Annotated in this window: 14 protein-coding genes; 9 read left to right on the forward strand and 5 right to left on the reverse strand. The window is 67.2% G+C overall.

Going from position 1 to position 15,280, the window contains the following annotated elements; genetic code table 11:
• Positions 1–14: 14 nt before the first annotated feature.
• The 5 genes from GV068_RS15660 to GV068_RS15680 all read right to left on the reverse strand — a co-directional run bounded on the left by GV068_RS15660 (position 15) and on the right by GV068_RS15680 (position 5,631).
• The gene (locus tag GV068_RS15660) at positions 15–800 is read right to left on the reverse strand and encodes an enoyl-CoA hydratase/isomerase family protein (protein ID WP_159699625.1); all 786 of its coding nucleotides are present in this window, start codon (positions 798–800) and stop codon (positions 15–17) included.
• A gap of 10 nt (positions 801–810) precedes the next feature.
• Positions 811–2,418 (reverse strand): carboxyl transferase domain-containing protein, encoded by a 1,608-nt coding sequence (locus tag GV068_RS15665; protein WP_159699628.1) that lies wholly within the window; start codon positions 2,416–2,418, stop codon positions 811–813.
• A gap of 29 nt (positions 2,419–2,447) precedes the next feature.
• Complete coding sequence (locus tag GV068_RS15670; protein WP_229464233.1) at positions 2,448–2,888, reverse strand: YchJ family protein; 441 nt, start codon at positions 2,886–2,888, stop codon at positions 2,448–2,450.
• Positions 2,889–2,933: 45 nt separating this feature from the next.
• Positions 2,934–4,172: a D-amino acid dehydrogenase gene (locus tag GV068_RS15675; protein ID WP_159699631.1), complete on the reverse strand. Its 1,239-nt coding sequence runs from the start codon at positions 4,170–4,172 to the stop codon at positions 2,934–2,936.
• Positions 4,173–4,281: 109 nt separating this feature from the next.
• Complete coding sequence (locus GV068_RS15680) at positions 4,282–5,631, reverse strand: serine hydrolase (RefSeq protein ID WP_229464234.1); 1,350 nt, start codon at positions 5,629–5,631, stop codon at positions 4,282–4,284.
• 238 nt (positions 5,632–5,869) lie between these two features.
• Between GV068_RS15680 and GV068_RS15685 the strand changes: the two genes are divergently transcribed.
• From GV068_RS15685 to GV068_RS15725, 9 genes are all read left to right on the forward strand, one after another.
• On the forward strand, positions 5,870–6,610 hold the full coding sequence (locus GV068_RS15685) for a GntR family transcriptional regulator (protein WP_159699634.1): 741 nt from the start codon (positions 5,870–5,872) through the stop codon (positions 6,608–6,610).
• 98 nt (positions 6,611–6,708) lie between these two features.
• Complete coding sequence (gene murQ, locus GV068_RS15690; protein WP_159699637.1) at positions 6,709–7,587, forward strand: N-acetylmuramic acid 6-phosphate etherase; 879 nt, start codon at positions 6,709–6,711, stop codon at positions 7,585–7,587.
• 37 nt (positions 7,588–7,624) lie between these two features.
• Positions 7,625–8,890: an MFS transporter gene (locus GV068_RS15695; protein ID WP_159699640.1), complete on the forward strand. Its 1,266-nt coding sequence runs from the start codon at positions 7,625–7,627 to the stop codon at positions 8,888–8,890.
• A 42-nt stretch (positions 8,891–8,932) separates the two neighbouring features.
• Positions 8,933–10,075, forward strand: a complete 1,143-nt coding sequence (locus tag GV068_RS15700) for an acyltransferase family protein (RefSeq protein WP_159699643.1) — start codon at positions 8,933–8,935, stop codon at positions 10,073–10,075.
• A 20-nt stretch (positions 10,076–10,095) separates the two neighbouring features.
• Positions 10,096–11,691 carry a glycoside hydrolase family 10 protein gene (locus tag GV068_RS15705; protein WP_159699646.1) on the forward strand — a complete coding sequence of 532 codons (1,596 nt, stop codon included), beginning with the start codon at positions 10,096–10,098 and terminating at the stop codon, positions 11,689–11,691.
• Positions 11,692–11,732: 41 nt separating this feature from the next.
• The gene (locus tag GV068_RS15710; protein ID WP_159699649.1) at positions 11,733–12,668 is read left to right on the forward strand and encodes an N-acetylglucosamine kinase; all 936 of its coding nucleotides are present in this window, start codon (positions 11,733–11,735) and stop codon (positions 12,666–12,668) included.
• A 21-nt stretch (positions 12,669–12,689) separates the two neighbouring features.
• Entirely contained in the window at positions 12,690–13,682 is a 993-nt protein-coding gene (locus GV068_RS15715) for an N-acetylmuramoyl-L-alanine amidase (protein ID WP_159699652.1), read from the forward strand.
• 83 nt (positions 13,683–13,765) lie between these two features.
• Positions 13,766–14,671 (forward strand): LysR family transcriptional regulator, encoded by a 906-nt coding sequence (locus tag GV068_RS15720; protein WP_159699655.1) that lies wholly within the window; start codon positions 13,766–13,768, stop codon positions 14,669–14,671.
• A complete protein-coding gene (locus tag GV068_RS15725) occupies positions 14,668–15,279 on the forward strand; it encodes a M15 family metallopeptidase (protein ID WP_159699658.1) in 612 nt (203 codons plus the stop codon). Before GV068_RS15720 ends, GV068_RS15725 begins: the two co-directional genes overlap by 4 nt.
• Position 15,280: the final 1 nt, after the last annotated feature.

Here is a 15,280-nt window from a genome sequence, read left to right on the forward strand (position 1 = left end):
CCAATACTTGTTACTTAATTCAGCCAGGTCGGCTTGCGCTTCTCGAGGAAGGAGGCCACGCCTTCGCGGCCCTCCGTTGATGCGCGGATTTCCGCGATGCGGCTGGCGGTATCAAGCAGCAGCGCGTCGTCGACCGGCTGGCCCACGACCTCGCGCACCAGCGCCTTGGCTTGACGCACCGCGTTCGGGCTGTTGGTCACCAGGGACTTCACGATGCCGGCCACAGTGGCGTCCAGCGCCTCGGCAGGGACCACTTCGTGAGCAAAGCCAATGCGGCGGGCCTCGATCGCATCGAAGCGCTCGGCCGTCAGGAAGTAGCGGCGCGAGGCCTGCTCGCCCATCGCCTTGATGACATAGGGCGAGATGGTGGCCGGGATCAGACCCAGCTTCACTTCGGACAGGCAGAAATGCGCCACCTCGCTGGCCACCACGACGTCGCAGGCCGCCACCAGGCCCATGCCGCCGGCGTAGCAGTCGCCCTGCACCTTGGCCACGGTGGGCTTCGGGCACAGGTAGATGGTGCGCAGCATGTCCGCGAGGCGCGCGGCGTCCTCTTGGTTCTCGCTGTGCGAGTAGCCGGCCATCTTCTTCATCCAGTTCAGGTCCGCGCCGGCGCAGAAGGCCGGGCCGTTCGCGGCCAGCACGATGGCGCGCACGCCTTCGTGACGTCCCAGTTCGTCGAAGGCCAGCGCCAGCTCGGCGATGGTTTGTTCGTTGAAGGCATTGCGCAGCTCGGGGCGGTTCAGGGTGACGGCGGCCACCTTGTCATCGATCGAGACGGTGAGCGTTTGATATTCCATATTCTCCCCCTTACATGCGGAACACGCCGAACTTCGTGTCTTCGATCGGCGCGTTGAGCGCGGCCGACAGGCCCAGGCCGAGCACGGTGCGGGTGTCGGCCGGGTCGATGACCCCGTCGTCCCACAGGCGCGCGGTGGCGTAGTAGGGGTGGCCCTGGTGCTCGTACTGCTCCTTGATCGGCTGCTTGAATGCGGCTTCTTCATCCGCGGACCACTGGCCGCCCTTGGCTTCGATGCCGTCGCGCTTGACCGTGGCCAGCACCGATGCCGCCTGGTCGCCGCCCATGACGGAGATGCGGGCGTTCGGCCACATCCACAGGAAGCGGGGAGAAAACGCGCGGCCGCACATGCCGTAGTTACCGGCGCCAAAGGAACCGCCGATGATCACGGTGAACTTCGGCACCGAGGCGGTGGCCACGGCCGTGACCATCTTGGCGCCGTTGCGGGCGATGCCTTCGTTTTCGTACTTGCGGCCAACCATGAAGCCCGTAATATTTTGCAGGAACACCAGCGGGATCTTGCGCTGGCAGCACAGCTCGATGAAGTGGGCGCCTTTCAGCGCCGATTCCGAGAACAGGATGCCGTTGTTGGCGATGATGCCGACCTTCATGCCGTAGATGTGGGCGAAGCCGCACACCAGGGTGGTGCCGTAGCGCGCCTTGAACTCGTCGAATTCGCTGCCATCGACCACGCGCGCGATCACTTCACGCACGTCGAAGGGTTTGCGGGTATCGACCGGGATCACGCCGTACAGCTCTTCCGGCGCATATTTCGGCTCGACGCTTTCGCGCAAGGCTCCTTGCATGGGCTTGACGCGGTTCAGGTTCGACACGATGGTGCGCGCTAGCGACAGCGCGTGCAGATCGTTCTGGGCCAGGTGGTCGGCCACGCCCGACAGGCGGGTGTGGACGTCGCCGCCGCCCAGGTCTTCGGCGGTCACGACTTCGCCGGTCGCCGCTTTCACCAGGGGAGGCCCGCCCAGGAAGATGGTGCCCTGTTCCTTGACGATGATCGATTCGTCGCTCATCGCCGGCACATAGGCGCCGCCGGCGGTGCAGGAACCCATGACGACCGCGATCTGCGGGATGCCCTTGGCGGACAGGTTCGCCTGGTTATAGAAGATGCGGCCGAAGTGGTCGCGGTCCGGGAACACGTCGTCCTGGTTCGGCAGGTTGGCGCCGCCCGAGTCGACCAGGTAGATGCAGGGCAGGTGGTTCTGCTCGGCGATCTCCTGGGCGCGGAGGTGCTTTTTCACCGTCATCGGATAGTAGGTACCGCCCTTGACGGTGGCGTCGTTACAGACGATCACGCATTCCTGACCGGCAACGCGGCCGATACCGGTGATGATGCCGGCCGCCGGCGCTGCGCCTTCGTACATCTCGTAAGCCGCCAGCTGGGAGAACTCGAGGAAGGGCGTGCCCGGGTCGAGCAGCATCTGCACCCGGTCACGGGGGAGCAGCTTGCCGCGTGCGACATGCTTGGCGCTGGCCGCTTCGCCGCCGCCCTGGGCCATCTGGGCCACCTTGGCGCGCAGGTCATCGACGATGGCCTGCATGGCCGCGGCATTCGCCTTGAAATCTTCGCCGCGCGGGTTCAGTTTGCTCTCGATCTGGGGCATTGCCGTCCTCTATGTCTCTTGTTCGGTATTTATTTTGGGAAACTGCCGTCCACGTAATACCAGCGCGGCGTCCCGGTATCGGGATCGGGCTCGCGCAGGAAGCGGCTCACTTCGTGCAGCCGGTGCGCCCGTCCGCCCAGCTTGAAGCGGGCGACGAATTCGACGGTGTCGCTGTCTGGATCATCCGGCAAATCTACTTTACGTTGACGTAAACGTAAAGCAGATTTTACCTCAAGTCCGAGCCAGCGGATTGGCTCTTTCTCATCGATGATCGACTCAAGCGGGCGCGTGCTCGGATGCCAGGTCGCGAGCAGATAGGGCTCGTTCTTGAGCGTGTAGGCCGTGTAGCGCGAGCGCATCAGCGCCTCCGCCGTGGGTGGGATGGCGCTGCCTTCGATGAAAGGACCGCAGCAGGCGGCCAGGGACGGCCCGCCACAAGGGCAGGCGTCAAACGTGGTCGTTTTGGACATGGCCGTCATTATCCGCCATTTTTCAGGCGGAGACGGCTGCGGCCATTAGCCGCGCAGGGTCAGCCCGTCCAGCGAGAACGGCGGCGCCTCGCCCTTCATCGCGCCCGCCAGCAGGCTGGCGCTGCCGCAGGCGAAGGTGAAGCCGAGCGGGCCATGGCCCACGTTCAGCCACAGGTTGCCGTAGGGGGTGGCGCCGATGATCGGGGCGCTGCTCGGGGTGGCGGGGCGCAGGCCGGCCCAGACCGAGATCTGCGAATAGTCGGCCGCGCGCGGCATGGTTTCCTTCACCTGGCGGGTCAGCCCGTCCACCCGCTTGGGCGTATGGCTCAGGTCTTCGCCCACCATGTCGACCATGGCGGCGACGCGCAGCTTGTTGCCGATGCGTGCGTACAGCACCTTGCGCTCGAAGTCGGTGACGCTGATTTCCGGCGCCACGTCGTCCTCGCGGATCGGCGCCGTCAGGCTGTAGCCCTTCAGCGGGTACAGGGGCAGGCTGATGCCGACCGTATCGGACAGCGTGCGGCTCTGAATGCCGGCGGCTAGCACGTAGCTGTCGGCGGCAAGGGTGCCGGTGTCGGTTTCGATGCCGGTAATGCGGCCATTGTCCGCCAGCAGGCGGCGCGCCTCGGCGTTGACGAAGCCCTGGAAGTTCTGGTGCGCGCGCAGGCGCGAGGCCAGCGCCAGGCAGAAGGCGTGGCAGTCGGCCACCGCTTCGCCGCTGTTATAGATGCCGCCCGCCAGCAGCGGCTCGGCCGCCGCCAGCGCGGGTTCGCGCGCCGCGCACTCGGTGGCCGACCAGATCTCGCCGGCGCCGGCCTTGCCCGCCGCTTTTTCGAACACGTCGCGCGAGCGGTAGACCACCAGCTTGCCGGCGTCGCGCCATTCGAATTCGTCGAGCGGCACTGTGACTTCGAGTTGCTTCATGCCCTGGCGCGACAGCTCGCCCAGTTCGAGCAGCTTGGCGGTGGTCTTGCGGTTGACGTCGGCGCGGCAGTGGGCGAGGAAGCTGGCCAGCCAGCGGTACTGGCGCAGGTCGGCTTCGGGGCGGAAGTGCAGCGGACCGGTATCCTGGAACATCCACTGCAAGGCCTTGAGCGGCACGCCTTCGTCGGCCAGCGGCGAGACGTAGCGGTAGCTGAGCTGCCCGCCGTTGCCGTAGCTGGAGCCGCTGCCGACTTCCGCGGCGCGTTCGAGGACGGTGACGCGGTAGCCGGCTTCCGCCAGCCACCAGGCCGAGGTCAGGCCGACCACGCCGCCACCGATGACAATTACTTGCTGCTGCATCCTGCACTCTTTTTATTGAATTTGAGGGTCGAGCTTAGGGGCTCGGCCGGAACACGGCCAATGAAAGTCGCGTCGAGCGCCATAACCGCCGTATATGTAGAGCTTGGCATCACGTTGCCGCCCGTTGGCCGAGGATGGCATGGCGATACAGGGCCGTGAGGATGCGCTCCTCGAACCGGGCCCGCGCCGAATAGCGTCCCTTCTGCCGGTCCGGGTCGCTGGAAGGGCCGCCCATCAGCATGATCATGCCGTCGCCGCGCGCCAGGTCCGCCGCAAACACGGAGCGCAGGCCGTAGGCGTCGCCCGAGTGGCCGACCGCGTCGAAGCCGCCGCCGTCGACCAGGCAGCTGCCGGGGCGGTCAGGGAAGTGCGCATTGCCCAGGCCCCAGGCGGGGAAGAAGCCGCCCAGCGAATCGCCGTTGCTGCCATTGGCATCGATGGTCCACTGGCGCGCGAACATGCGTGCCAGGGTGGCGTCCTGGAACAGGCGCCTGCCGTAGGTGCCGTCGCCATGCACGCCGCCGTTCATCAGCATCCGCATGATCACGCCCATGTCGCGCGCCGAGATGCGCAGCCCGCCGGTCGGGCTGAAGGGCGTGGCGTTGGTGCCGGGGACGTAGCTCGCGAGGCCAGGTGGCGGCGCCGGCGCCTTGGCCGAGTAATCGTCGACCTGGGCAATCCAGGGGCCGTTCGCGTCCCAGATCTCGGTGTCGGTGGTGCGCTTGCGGTACAGGGTCGCCAGCTTGTCCAGCGCCGCCGGCGGCAGCGCCGAGGCGTTGTAGCCGGCCTGGATGCCGAGCGGCTGCAGCAGCAGGCGCTGCATCAGAAGGTCGAAGCGCTCGCCCGTCACCCTTTCCATCAGGGTGCCGATCACGCCCCAGCCGAGGTTACAGTAGGTGAAGTAGGCGCCGGGACCGGCGCGCTTTGACCACATCTGCGGCCCCAGCACATCCTTCAGCGCGGTGGCGAAGGGCCAGGAGTAGCCGCCTTCGTCGCGCAGCGAGGAGGTATGGGTGAGCAGGGTGCGCAGCGTGATCGCCTGGTCCGGGAAATGTGGGTTGCGCAGGCTGAAGCCCAGGCAGCCGGAGACGTCGGCGTCGAGGTCCACCTTGCCGGCTTCCACGAGGCGCATCAGGCCCAGCGTGGTCATCATCTTGGAGATCGAGGCGATGCGGTACAGGGTCGCGGGGGTGGCCGGCTTGTCCGGCAGGCTGCCGTTGCCGATAAAGCGGCGCCCGAAGGCCTGTTCGTAGACCGGCTGGCCGGCGCGGATCGCCACCACCGACAGGCTGGCCAGCTGCAAGGCCGGATCGTTGGCCACCGCCGCCAGTTCGGCGTCGAGCGCCTGGCGCGCTTCAAGCGGGAGGGTGGCGCCTGCCGGTGCGGACGGGGCCGCGAACAGCGGCTCGACCGCGCCCAGCAGGGCCATGCCCAGCAAGCTTCGCCTGCGCTCGTTCATCCCGGTCTCCTTTTTCGCCCTTGTGGCTTGTTATTTGTGAACTACGTCGGACGAGCATACGGAGTGACAGGAAGGATTGCCAAATGAATAGCCGTGGCCTTGGCATAACCCTTTTATATTGGTATCAAGTGGTATGCTTATAAGCAATAAGAATGCATATACAAAGCTTTTTCATGGACTGCACTGTGTCGGGGACGGGTGTTGCCATTACACTTTGTGTAACACCTGAACCGAACCGATGACGACAAACAGCCCTGCCTTCCAGGTCGACCTGAACGACAACTCGCCACTGTATATGCAGCTAGCGCGCAAGCTCGCACAAGACGTGCGCGACGGCCGCTACCAGGCCGACCAGGCCCTGCCTTCGGAACGCACCCTGTCCGAGCAGCTCGACGTCTCGCGCGTCACGGCGCGAAAGGCCATCGACCAGCTGGTGGAACAGGGACTGGTGGTGCGCCGGCGAGGATCGGGGAATTACATCGCGCCGCGCATCGAGCAGCCGCTGTCCGACCTGTCGAGCTTTTCCGAGCAGCTGCAGCAGCGCGGCTACACGCCCAGCAGCCACTGGCTGCGGCGCGAAGTGGTGCTGGCCGACGCCGACGAGCAGTTGTCGCTGGGCCTGTCGCCCAGCACGCGGGTGGCGCGCCTGGAGCGCCTGCGCCTGGCGGACGGGGTGGTGATGGCCTATGAAGTGAGCGTGATCCCGGCCACCATCCTGCCGCGCCCCGAGAACGTGGGCGGTTCGCTGTACGCGCACCTAGCCAAGACCGGGCACATGCCGGTGCGCGCCCTGCAGCACCTGCGCGCGATGAACGCGCCCAGGGAACTGGCCGAGCGCCTCGACGTGCCGGAAGGCCGCGCGGTGCTGTTCATCACCCGCGTGGGCTACCTGGAATCGGGCGAGCCGGTCGAGCTGACCCATTCCTACTGCCTTAGCGACCACTACGATTTCGTGGCGGAGCTCCGCAGGCCAGCATAACTTTTCGGCATGATGACGGGTGCAGCTTTCATGGGCCACCCCGGGCAATTGGTATTACACTGGTTTCATCGATCACTCCGCACCTAGAAGATACGGCAATGCTGAAAACCGAAACCCCGGCCCAGGACCATGCAACTCTCGACCAGTACCCGACTGCGGACCTGGTCAACGTCTTCGTCGACGACCAGGTCAAGGCCGTCGACGCGGTCCGCGCCGCCGGTCCCCGCATCGCCGCCGCCATCACCGCGGCGCTGCCGCGCATCGAGGCGGGCGGACGCCTGATCTATGTCGGCGCCGGCACCTCGGGCCGCCTCGGGGTGCTCGATAGCGTCGAGCTCAATCCCACCTTCTCCTGGCCGCATGGCCGCGCCGTGGCCCTGCTGGCGGGGGGCGAGAGCGCGATGTTCGTCGCCGTGGAAGGCGCCGAGGACGACGTCGAGCAGGGCGCGGCCGACCTGGCGAGCGTCAAGGTGGAGGCAAGCGACGTGGTGCTGCTGCTGGCCGCCTCGGGCCATACCCCCTATGTACTGGGCGCGCTGCGCGCTGCGCGTGCCGCGGGTGCGCTCACCATCGGCTTCTCGAATAACGCCGACGCGCCGGTGGCCACCGAAGCGGAAATCGGCATCGTGCTCGATACCGGACCGGAAGTAATCTCCGGCTCGACCCGCCTGAAAGCGGGCACCTCGCAGAAGATCGCGCTGAACACCTTCTCCAGCGGCCTGATGGTGCGTTTGAACAAGGTGTACGGCAACCTGATGGTAGACTTCCGCGCTACCAATGCCAAGCTGGTGCGACGCGCCATCCGCCTGACCGTATTCGCCACCGGCGCCGAAGAGGCGCAGGCGCAGGCGGTGCTGGAACAGTGCGGCTTCCACGTCAAGACGGCGATCGTGGCCTTGATCAAACAAACCAGTGTCGACCAGGCGCAGGCGCTCCTGGCGTCGGCGCGCGGCAGCGTGCGCGACGCGATTCGCTAACAGCGGAGGGCCCAGGCCCGCCGACCACGAAAGAACCATGCAAACGACGCAAGCGAAATCCCCGTGGCTGTGGATCCCCTCCCTGTACTTCGCCCAGGCCATCCCCTACGTGGTGGTGATGAGCCTCTCGGTCATCATGTACAAGGACATGGGCGTGTCGAACTCCGACATCGCCTTCTATACTAGCCTGCTGTACCTGCCCTGGGTGATCAAGCCCCTGTGGTCGCCGATCGTCGACATGTTCGGCACCAAGCGCCGCTGGACCGTGCTGCTGCAGCTGGCGGTGGCCGCTTCGCTGGTCGCGGTGGGCATGTCGCTGCACCTGCCGAACTTCTTCATTGCCAGCCTCGCCGTGATGTGGGTGATGGCCTTCAGCTCCGCCACCCACGACATCTCGGCCGACGGCTTCTACATGCTCGGCCTGCGCCAGCAGCAGCAGGCGGCTTTCGTCGGCGTGCGCTCCACCTTCTATCGCCTCGCCACGCTGGCGGGGCAGGGCCCGCTGGTGGTGCTGGCCGGGTATCTCGCGCACCAGCTGGGTGACGTCAACCAGGCCTGGTCGATCGTGTTCTTCGTGCTGGCCGCGCTGTTCTTCCTGGCTTTCCTGTGGCACGGGACCGTCCTGCCCAAGCCCGACAGCGACCACGCGGTCAAGGGCAGCAGCAATCCGCTGCGCGACTTCTTCGTCACCTTCGCCCTGTTCTTCAAGAAGCGCGACATCTGGCTGATCCTCGGCTTCATCCTGACCTTCCGCCTGGGCGAAGCCCAGCTCCTCAAGCTCGTGGCGCCCTTCCTGAAAGACCCGCTGGCGGCGGGCGGCCTGGGCCTCACCACCGAGCAGTACGGCATCGCCTACGGCACCATCGGCATCGCCTTCCTGACCCTGGGCGGCCTGGCCGGCGGCTACCTGATCTCGCGCTTGGGCCTGAAGCGCTGCCTGTGGCTGATGGTGTTCGCGGTCCACCTGCCGGACCTGGTCTTCGTCTACCTGTCGCAGGTGCAGCCGACCAGCTTCGCGGTGGTGTGCGCCTCGCTCGCGGTCGAGCAGTTCGGCTACGGCTTCGGCTTCACGGCGATGATGCTGTACATGATCATGGTCTGCGAGGGCGAGCACAAGACCGCCCACTACGCGATCTGCACCGGCCTGATGGCCCTCGGCATGATGGTGCCGGGCATGTGGAGCGGCGACCTGCAGGAATACCTCGGCTACAAGCACTTCTTCATCTGGGCGTGCATGTCGACGATCCCCGCCTTCATCATGGCGGCCCTGGTGAAGATCGACCCGGAATTCGGGAAAAAATAAACGCCGCCCCACGGCGGCAACAATGAAGGAGACAACGCAGCAATGCGCGATGCACCGGTGCGCCTGACCTCGCTCGACGCCTTCCGCGGCTTTACCATCGCCGCGATGGTCCTCGTGAACAACCCGGGCGACTGGGGCAATCTGCATGCCCAGCTGGCCCACGCGAAGTGGAACGGCTGGACCTTCACCGATTGCATCTTCCCCTTCTTCCTGTTCATCGGCGGCGTCGCCATGACCCTGTCGCTGGGCCGCCTGGCAGCCAGCGGCGCCGACAGGCCGCGCCTGCTGCTCAAGCTGGCGAAACGCGCCGCATTGATTTTCCTGATCGGCTTCCTGCTGAACCTGATCCCGCGCTTCGACTTCGAGCATGTGCGCATTCCGGGTGTCCTGCAGCGCATCGCCCTGTGCACCTTGCTGGCCGCGCCAGTGGTGGTCTATTTGCGCTGGCGCACGCAGCTGGTCGTGATCGCGCTGCTGCTGGCGCTGTATTCGGTGCTGATGCTGTGGGTGCCGGTGCCGGGCATCGGCGCGGGCGTCCTCGAGCCGGGGAAGGACTTCGGCGCGTACGTCGACCGCATGCTGCTCGATGGCCACCTGTGGGTGCAATCGAAGACCTGGGACCCGGAGGGCCTGGTCAGCACCATCCCGGCCCTGTGCAGCCAGCTGTTCGGCGTGCTCGCGGGCCGCGTACTGGCATCCAACCTGCCGCGCATCGAGCAGACCGCGCGGATGCTGTTCGCCGGCCTGGTGTTCCTGGCCCTGGGTTCGAGCCTGGACGCCGTGCTCATGCCGATCAATAAGAGCCTGTGGACGGTGTCCTATTGCCTGTGGATGAGCGGCTGGGCGCTGCTCGCCTTCGGCGCCTTCTACTGGCTGCTCGACGCCAACCCGCATGCGATCGTGCGCGAACGCGCCGCCGTGTGGGCCAAGCCCTTCCTCATCTACGGCATGAACGCCCTGTTCATCTTCGCCTTCTCGGGCTTCGTCGCCAAGATGCTCGGCTTTATCAAGCTGGACCAGCCGGACGGCAGCCAGATTGCGCTCGGGCGCCTGCTGTATGCGCCGATCAAGGCGCTGCCGCTGGGTCCTGCGAATACCTCGCTGTTATACGCCATCCTCATCAACGCCTGCATGTTCGCGATCGCGTACGGCATGTGGCGCAAGCGGTGGTTCGTCAAAGTCTAGAACAACAATCAAGGAATGGAATGAAACCCAACCTGAAAAAACGCGCATTCACGCTCGGCACCATGACCGGCGCGCTGGCGCTGACCGGCTTCTTGAGCTCCTGCAGCACGCAGCCGACCACGCCCGGCAGCGCGGCCGACAACCCGCCGCCGGCGCCGCGCGAATTCCGCGCCGCCTGGGTCTCGACCGTCGCCAACATCGACTGGCCCACCAAGCCGGGCCTCCCCGCCGCGCAGCAGCAGGCGGAAGCGGTCGCCATCCTCGACCGCGCGGTGAGCCTCAACCTGAACGCCATCGTGCTGCAGGTGCGCCCGGCGGCCGACGCGATCTATCCGTCGCAGATCGAGCCCTGGACCGAATACCTGACCGGCGCCCAAGGCAAGCCGCCCTCGCCGATGTATGACCCGTTGGCGTTCTGGGTCAAGGAAGCGCACGCGCGCGGCCTCGAGCTGCACGCCTGGTTCAATCCCTACCGCGCGCGCCACGACAATGCCAAGTCGCCGGCGGCGCCGAACCACATTACCAACACCATCCCGTCCGCAGTGAAACGCTACGGGAAGTTCATGTGGATGGACCCGGCCGAGGAAGCGGCCTCGAAGCAGACCATGGACGTGATCCTCGACGTGGTGCGCCGCTACGACATCGACGGCGTGCACATCGACGACTACTTCTATCCCTACCCGATCGCCGCGCCGGAAGTCGCCGGCAATGCGCAGGCCCTGGACGGCAACGGCAAGCCGGTCGCCAAGGAGCTCGACTTCCCCGACGGCCCGGCCTGGGAGCGCTATCTGGCGGGCGGCGGCAAGCTCGATCGCGCCTCCTGGCGCCGCGACAACGTCAACCGCCTGATCGAAGCCATGTACAAGGGCGTGCACCGCGAGAAGAGCTGGGTGCGGGTCGGCATCAGCCCCTTCGGCATGGGCCGTCCGGACCGCCGTCCGCCCGGCATCACGGGCTTTTCGCAGTACGACAAGCTGTACGCCGACGCCGAGCTGTGGCTGGAAAAGGGCTGGGTCGACTACTTCGTGCCGCAGCTGTACTGGCCGATCGCCCAGACCGCCCAGTCCTACCCGGTGCTGCTCGATTACTGGATTTCGCAGAACCCGCAGGGCCGCCACATGTGGCCGGGCCTGTTCACCAGCCGCATCGGCGCGGCGCCGCCGACCCTGAACTACGAGCCGAAGGAGATCGTGGACCAGATCGCGCTGACGCGCGCGCGTCCGCTCTCGACCGGCCACGTCCACTTCAGCATGGCCGCGCTGACCCAGAACCGCAAGGGCATCAGCGACCAGCTGCGCGCCACCACCTACCAGGGCCAGGTGCTGGTGCCGGCTACCCCGTGGCTGGCCAGCGCCGGTCCGGGCACGCCGCTGGTCACCGCCAAGCGCGGCAAGGACGGCGTCGACCTGAAGCTCAAGGCGGGCAAGGCGACCACCCTGTATGCGATCTGGGCGCGCCACGGCGGCGAGTGGCGCTTCTCGGTGGCGCCGGCGGCGCGCGTGGACTGGACCGTGCCGGACGACGCGCAGCTCGGCGCCGCCGACCTGGTGGTGGTGAGCGCGGTCGACCGCCTCGGCAAGGAAGGCGCACGCGTGTACGCATGGCGCAAGCCCTGATATTCTCACCTTGACGCCGGTTTCATCCGCTTATTCATACCATGCCTAATCCCGAACTGCAGCAGAACGAAGACCTCGGCCTCGGTATCGATGCCGGCGGCACCCAGACCCGCTGGGCCCTCGCGGCCCCGGGTGGACGCATCGTTGCCGAAGGCACGGTGGGCGGCCTGTCGGCCCTGCAGATGGGCAGCGCCGAAGGCCGCGAGTCGGTGCAGGCCACCTTCGGGGCCATCGCCCGCGCCGTGCTGGCCCACGGCCGCCCGGTGGCGGTGCGCGCCGGCGTCACCGGTTTCGGCGGCGACGGCGGCCCGCTGCAGCAGTGCCTGGGCGAGCTGCTGGGCCTCGCGCCGCAGGCGATCGTGCTGAGCAACGACATCGAGATCGCCTACCTGGCCAGCTTCCGGCCGGGCGAGGGCTACCTGGTGTATTCCGGCACCGGCTCGATCGGCGCCTTCATCGACGAACACCATGGCTTTCACCGCGCCGGCGGACGGGGCGTGGTGCTGGACGACGGCGGCGGCGGTTTCTGGATTGCGCGCGAAGCGCTGCGCCACATCTGGCGCCGCGAGGACGAGTGTCCCGGCGCCTGGGAATCCTCGCCGATGGCGCACGCCGTGTTCCAGCACGTGGGCGGCTCGGACTGGTCGTTCTCGCGTCAGTTCATCTACGGCCGCGAACGCGGCGAGGTGGGCAAGCTGGCGATCGCGGTGGCCGCCACCGCCGAGCGCGATCCGGCCGCCGCCGCCATCCTGCGCGAAGCGGGCCGCGAACTGGCGCGCCTGGCGCAGGCCCTGGTCAGCCGTTTCGGTCCGCGCCCGGTGGCGCTGGCCGGCCGCGCCGCCGAGCTGCACCCGGCGATCGTCGAAACCATGCGCGCGGCGCTGCCGCCGCAAACCATCTTGAGCCAGACCGGGGTGCGCGCGCATTACGCCGCCGCGCGCCTGGCGGCCGAACCGGCGCCGCGCGCCGGCCAATAACACCCACAGGATTCCGTGACCATGAAACACCTGATTGTCCCCGTCATTCTCGCGCTGCTGGCTGGCTGCGCCACCGAACCGATCGGCCCCAAGATCGACACCACCTACAACGCCAAGGGCCAGGCCAGCCGCGCGCGCTTCCTGGTGCTGCACTACACGGTGTCCGACAACCCGACCTCGATCAAGATCCTGACCGAGCAGCAGGTGAGCGCTCACTATCTCGTTACCAACGATGCGCAGCCGATCATCTACCGCCTGGTGGACGAGAACCGGGCCGCCTACCATGCTGGCGTGTCGAGCTGGAAGGCCTATACCCAGCTGAACAACAGTTCGATCGGTATCGAAATCGTCAACCCGGGCTTCACCGTCAATCCGGACGGCAGCCGCCTGTTCTACCCCTTCCCGCAGGCCCAGATGGACGCCCTGCTGCCGCTGGTGAAAGACATCGTCCAGCGCCACGGCATCGCGCCCGAGAACGTCCTCGGCCACAGCGACATCGCGCCCCAGCGCAAGCAGGATCCGGGTCCGCTGTTCCCATGGGCGCGCCTGGCCCAGGAAGGCCTGGTGTTGTGGCCGGACGCGAACCGCGTCGCCCGCATCCGCCCGATCTTCGACGCGACCCTGCCGGACGTGGCCTGGTTCCAGCGCAAGCTGGCCACCCACGGCTACGGCATCGGGCAGACCGGGGTGCTGGACCAGCAGACCCGCACCGTGCTGCAGGCCTTCCAGATGAAATACCGACCGGCCGACTTCGCCGGCAACCCGGACGCCGAAACCGCGACCCTGCTCGAGGTGCTGACCACGCCGGCCAACGCGCCGCTGCCGGTGGTCGCGCCGCCGGTGATCACCATGCCGGTGCCGCCGCTGCCGCCGGCAAGCCCGCCGGTGCCGGTGGTCCCGGAAACGGCGCCTGCTCCGGCCGCACCGGTGCCGGCGCCGACGCCGGCCGTCCCGGCGCCAGTGCCGACGCCTTCGACGCCGCCCGTCAACCCAGCTGTTGTGAACACGCCGTGATGGTCGCCGCAGCCGGGTTTTCCCTGTATCCTTCGCAAAATCCGCGCCACGCGCGCGGACTCTCTACTCAAGGATAAAGAGCGATGCGCCTGCGCCATATCGAAGTTTTCCACGCCATCATGCAGGTCGGTACCATCAGCGGTGCCGCCCAGGTCCTCCACATCTCGCAGCCGGCGGTGACCAAAGTGCTCCAGCATGCCGAGCTGCAGCTGGGCATGCCCCTGTTCGAGCGCGTGCGCGGCAAGCTGTATCCGAAGCCGGAAGCGCACCGCTTGTTCGCCGAGACCGAGAAGCTGAACCGCGACCTGCAGGGCATCCGCCGCCTGGCCGCCAGCCTCAAGAGCCGCGCGGTGGAGACCGTGCGACTGGTGTCGACGCCGACCATCGCGATCAGCGTGCTGCCGCAGGCGATGACGGTATGGCGCCGCGACTTCCCGCAGGCGCGCTGCGAGCTGGCGACCCAGCACACCAGCGAGATCGTGAACGCGTTGCGCCTGGGCGAAGCCGACCTGGCGCTGTCGCTGCAGGACCCGCGCCATCCCGGCATCGTGGCCGAGCCGATCGCCCACGGTGCGCTCACCGTGATGGCGCCGCGCGGCACCTGGAGCGAGGAAGAGCTCAGCAAGCCGTTCACGGCCGATGGCCTCACGGGGGAGCTGATCGGCCTGAACGACGGCGACCCGCTGGGCGAGATCGTGGTCGCGGCCTGCGAGGCGCAGGGCGTGCAGCCGGTTTATCACACGGTGGTGCAGACCTACCAGATCGCCCGCTCGCTGGTGGAAGCCGGCGCCGGCGTGGCCGTGCTCGACCCGTTCACCGCCGCCTCGGCCGACCCGGCCAAGGTGCAGTGCCGCCAGTGGTCGCCGGCGATGCCGGTCCACCTGTACCTGCTGAGCGCCAGCCATTCCCCCCTGTCGCACGGGGCGCGCGAGCTGGCCAACTGTATCGGCGCGACCGCGCGCGCCTGTCTCGACAAAGCTTCTTCATGACCCAGACCGTCGCCAGCGAGGACATCGCCGGCAGCCCTGAATTCCGCCATCTCACCAGCATCGACGGGATCGCGATCGACCTGCGCTACGCCACGCCCAACAATTTCGTCGGCCGCGACCTGTACTCGCCCTTCGACTGCGCCTGGCTGCACGTTGATGCCGCCGTCGCCCTCGAAACATTCGTCGCCTGGCTGAAGGAGCGCCGCCCCGGCCATACCGCCCTGGTGCTGGACGCCCTGCGCCCGCAGCGCGTGCAGCAGCAGCTGTGGGATGCCCTGGCCGGCACCGGCCTGCAGATGTACCTGGCCGATCCGGCGCGCGGCTCGATCCACTCCTATGGCATGGCGCTCGACATCACCCTGCTCGACGAACAGGGCCGCGAGCTCGACATGGGCACCGGCTTCGACGACATGACCAATTTGTCGCATCCAGCGCTGGAAGAAGGTTTTCTTCTCAGCGGCGAGCTCACGGACGAACAGGTCGCCAACCGCCGCCTGCTGCGCGAAGGCATGCTGGCTGCCGGCTTCTTCGGCATCAACACGGAGTGGTGGCATTTCGACTGCGGCGACCGCGACCTAGTGCGCGCCACCTACCGCCGCGTGCTCTGAG

The organism is Massilia sp. 9I (genome assembly GCF_902506415.1).
Taxonomy (GTDB): Bacteria; Pseudomonadota; Gammaproteobacteria; order Burkholderiales; family Burkholderiaceae_D; genus Telluria.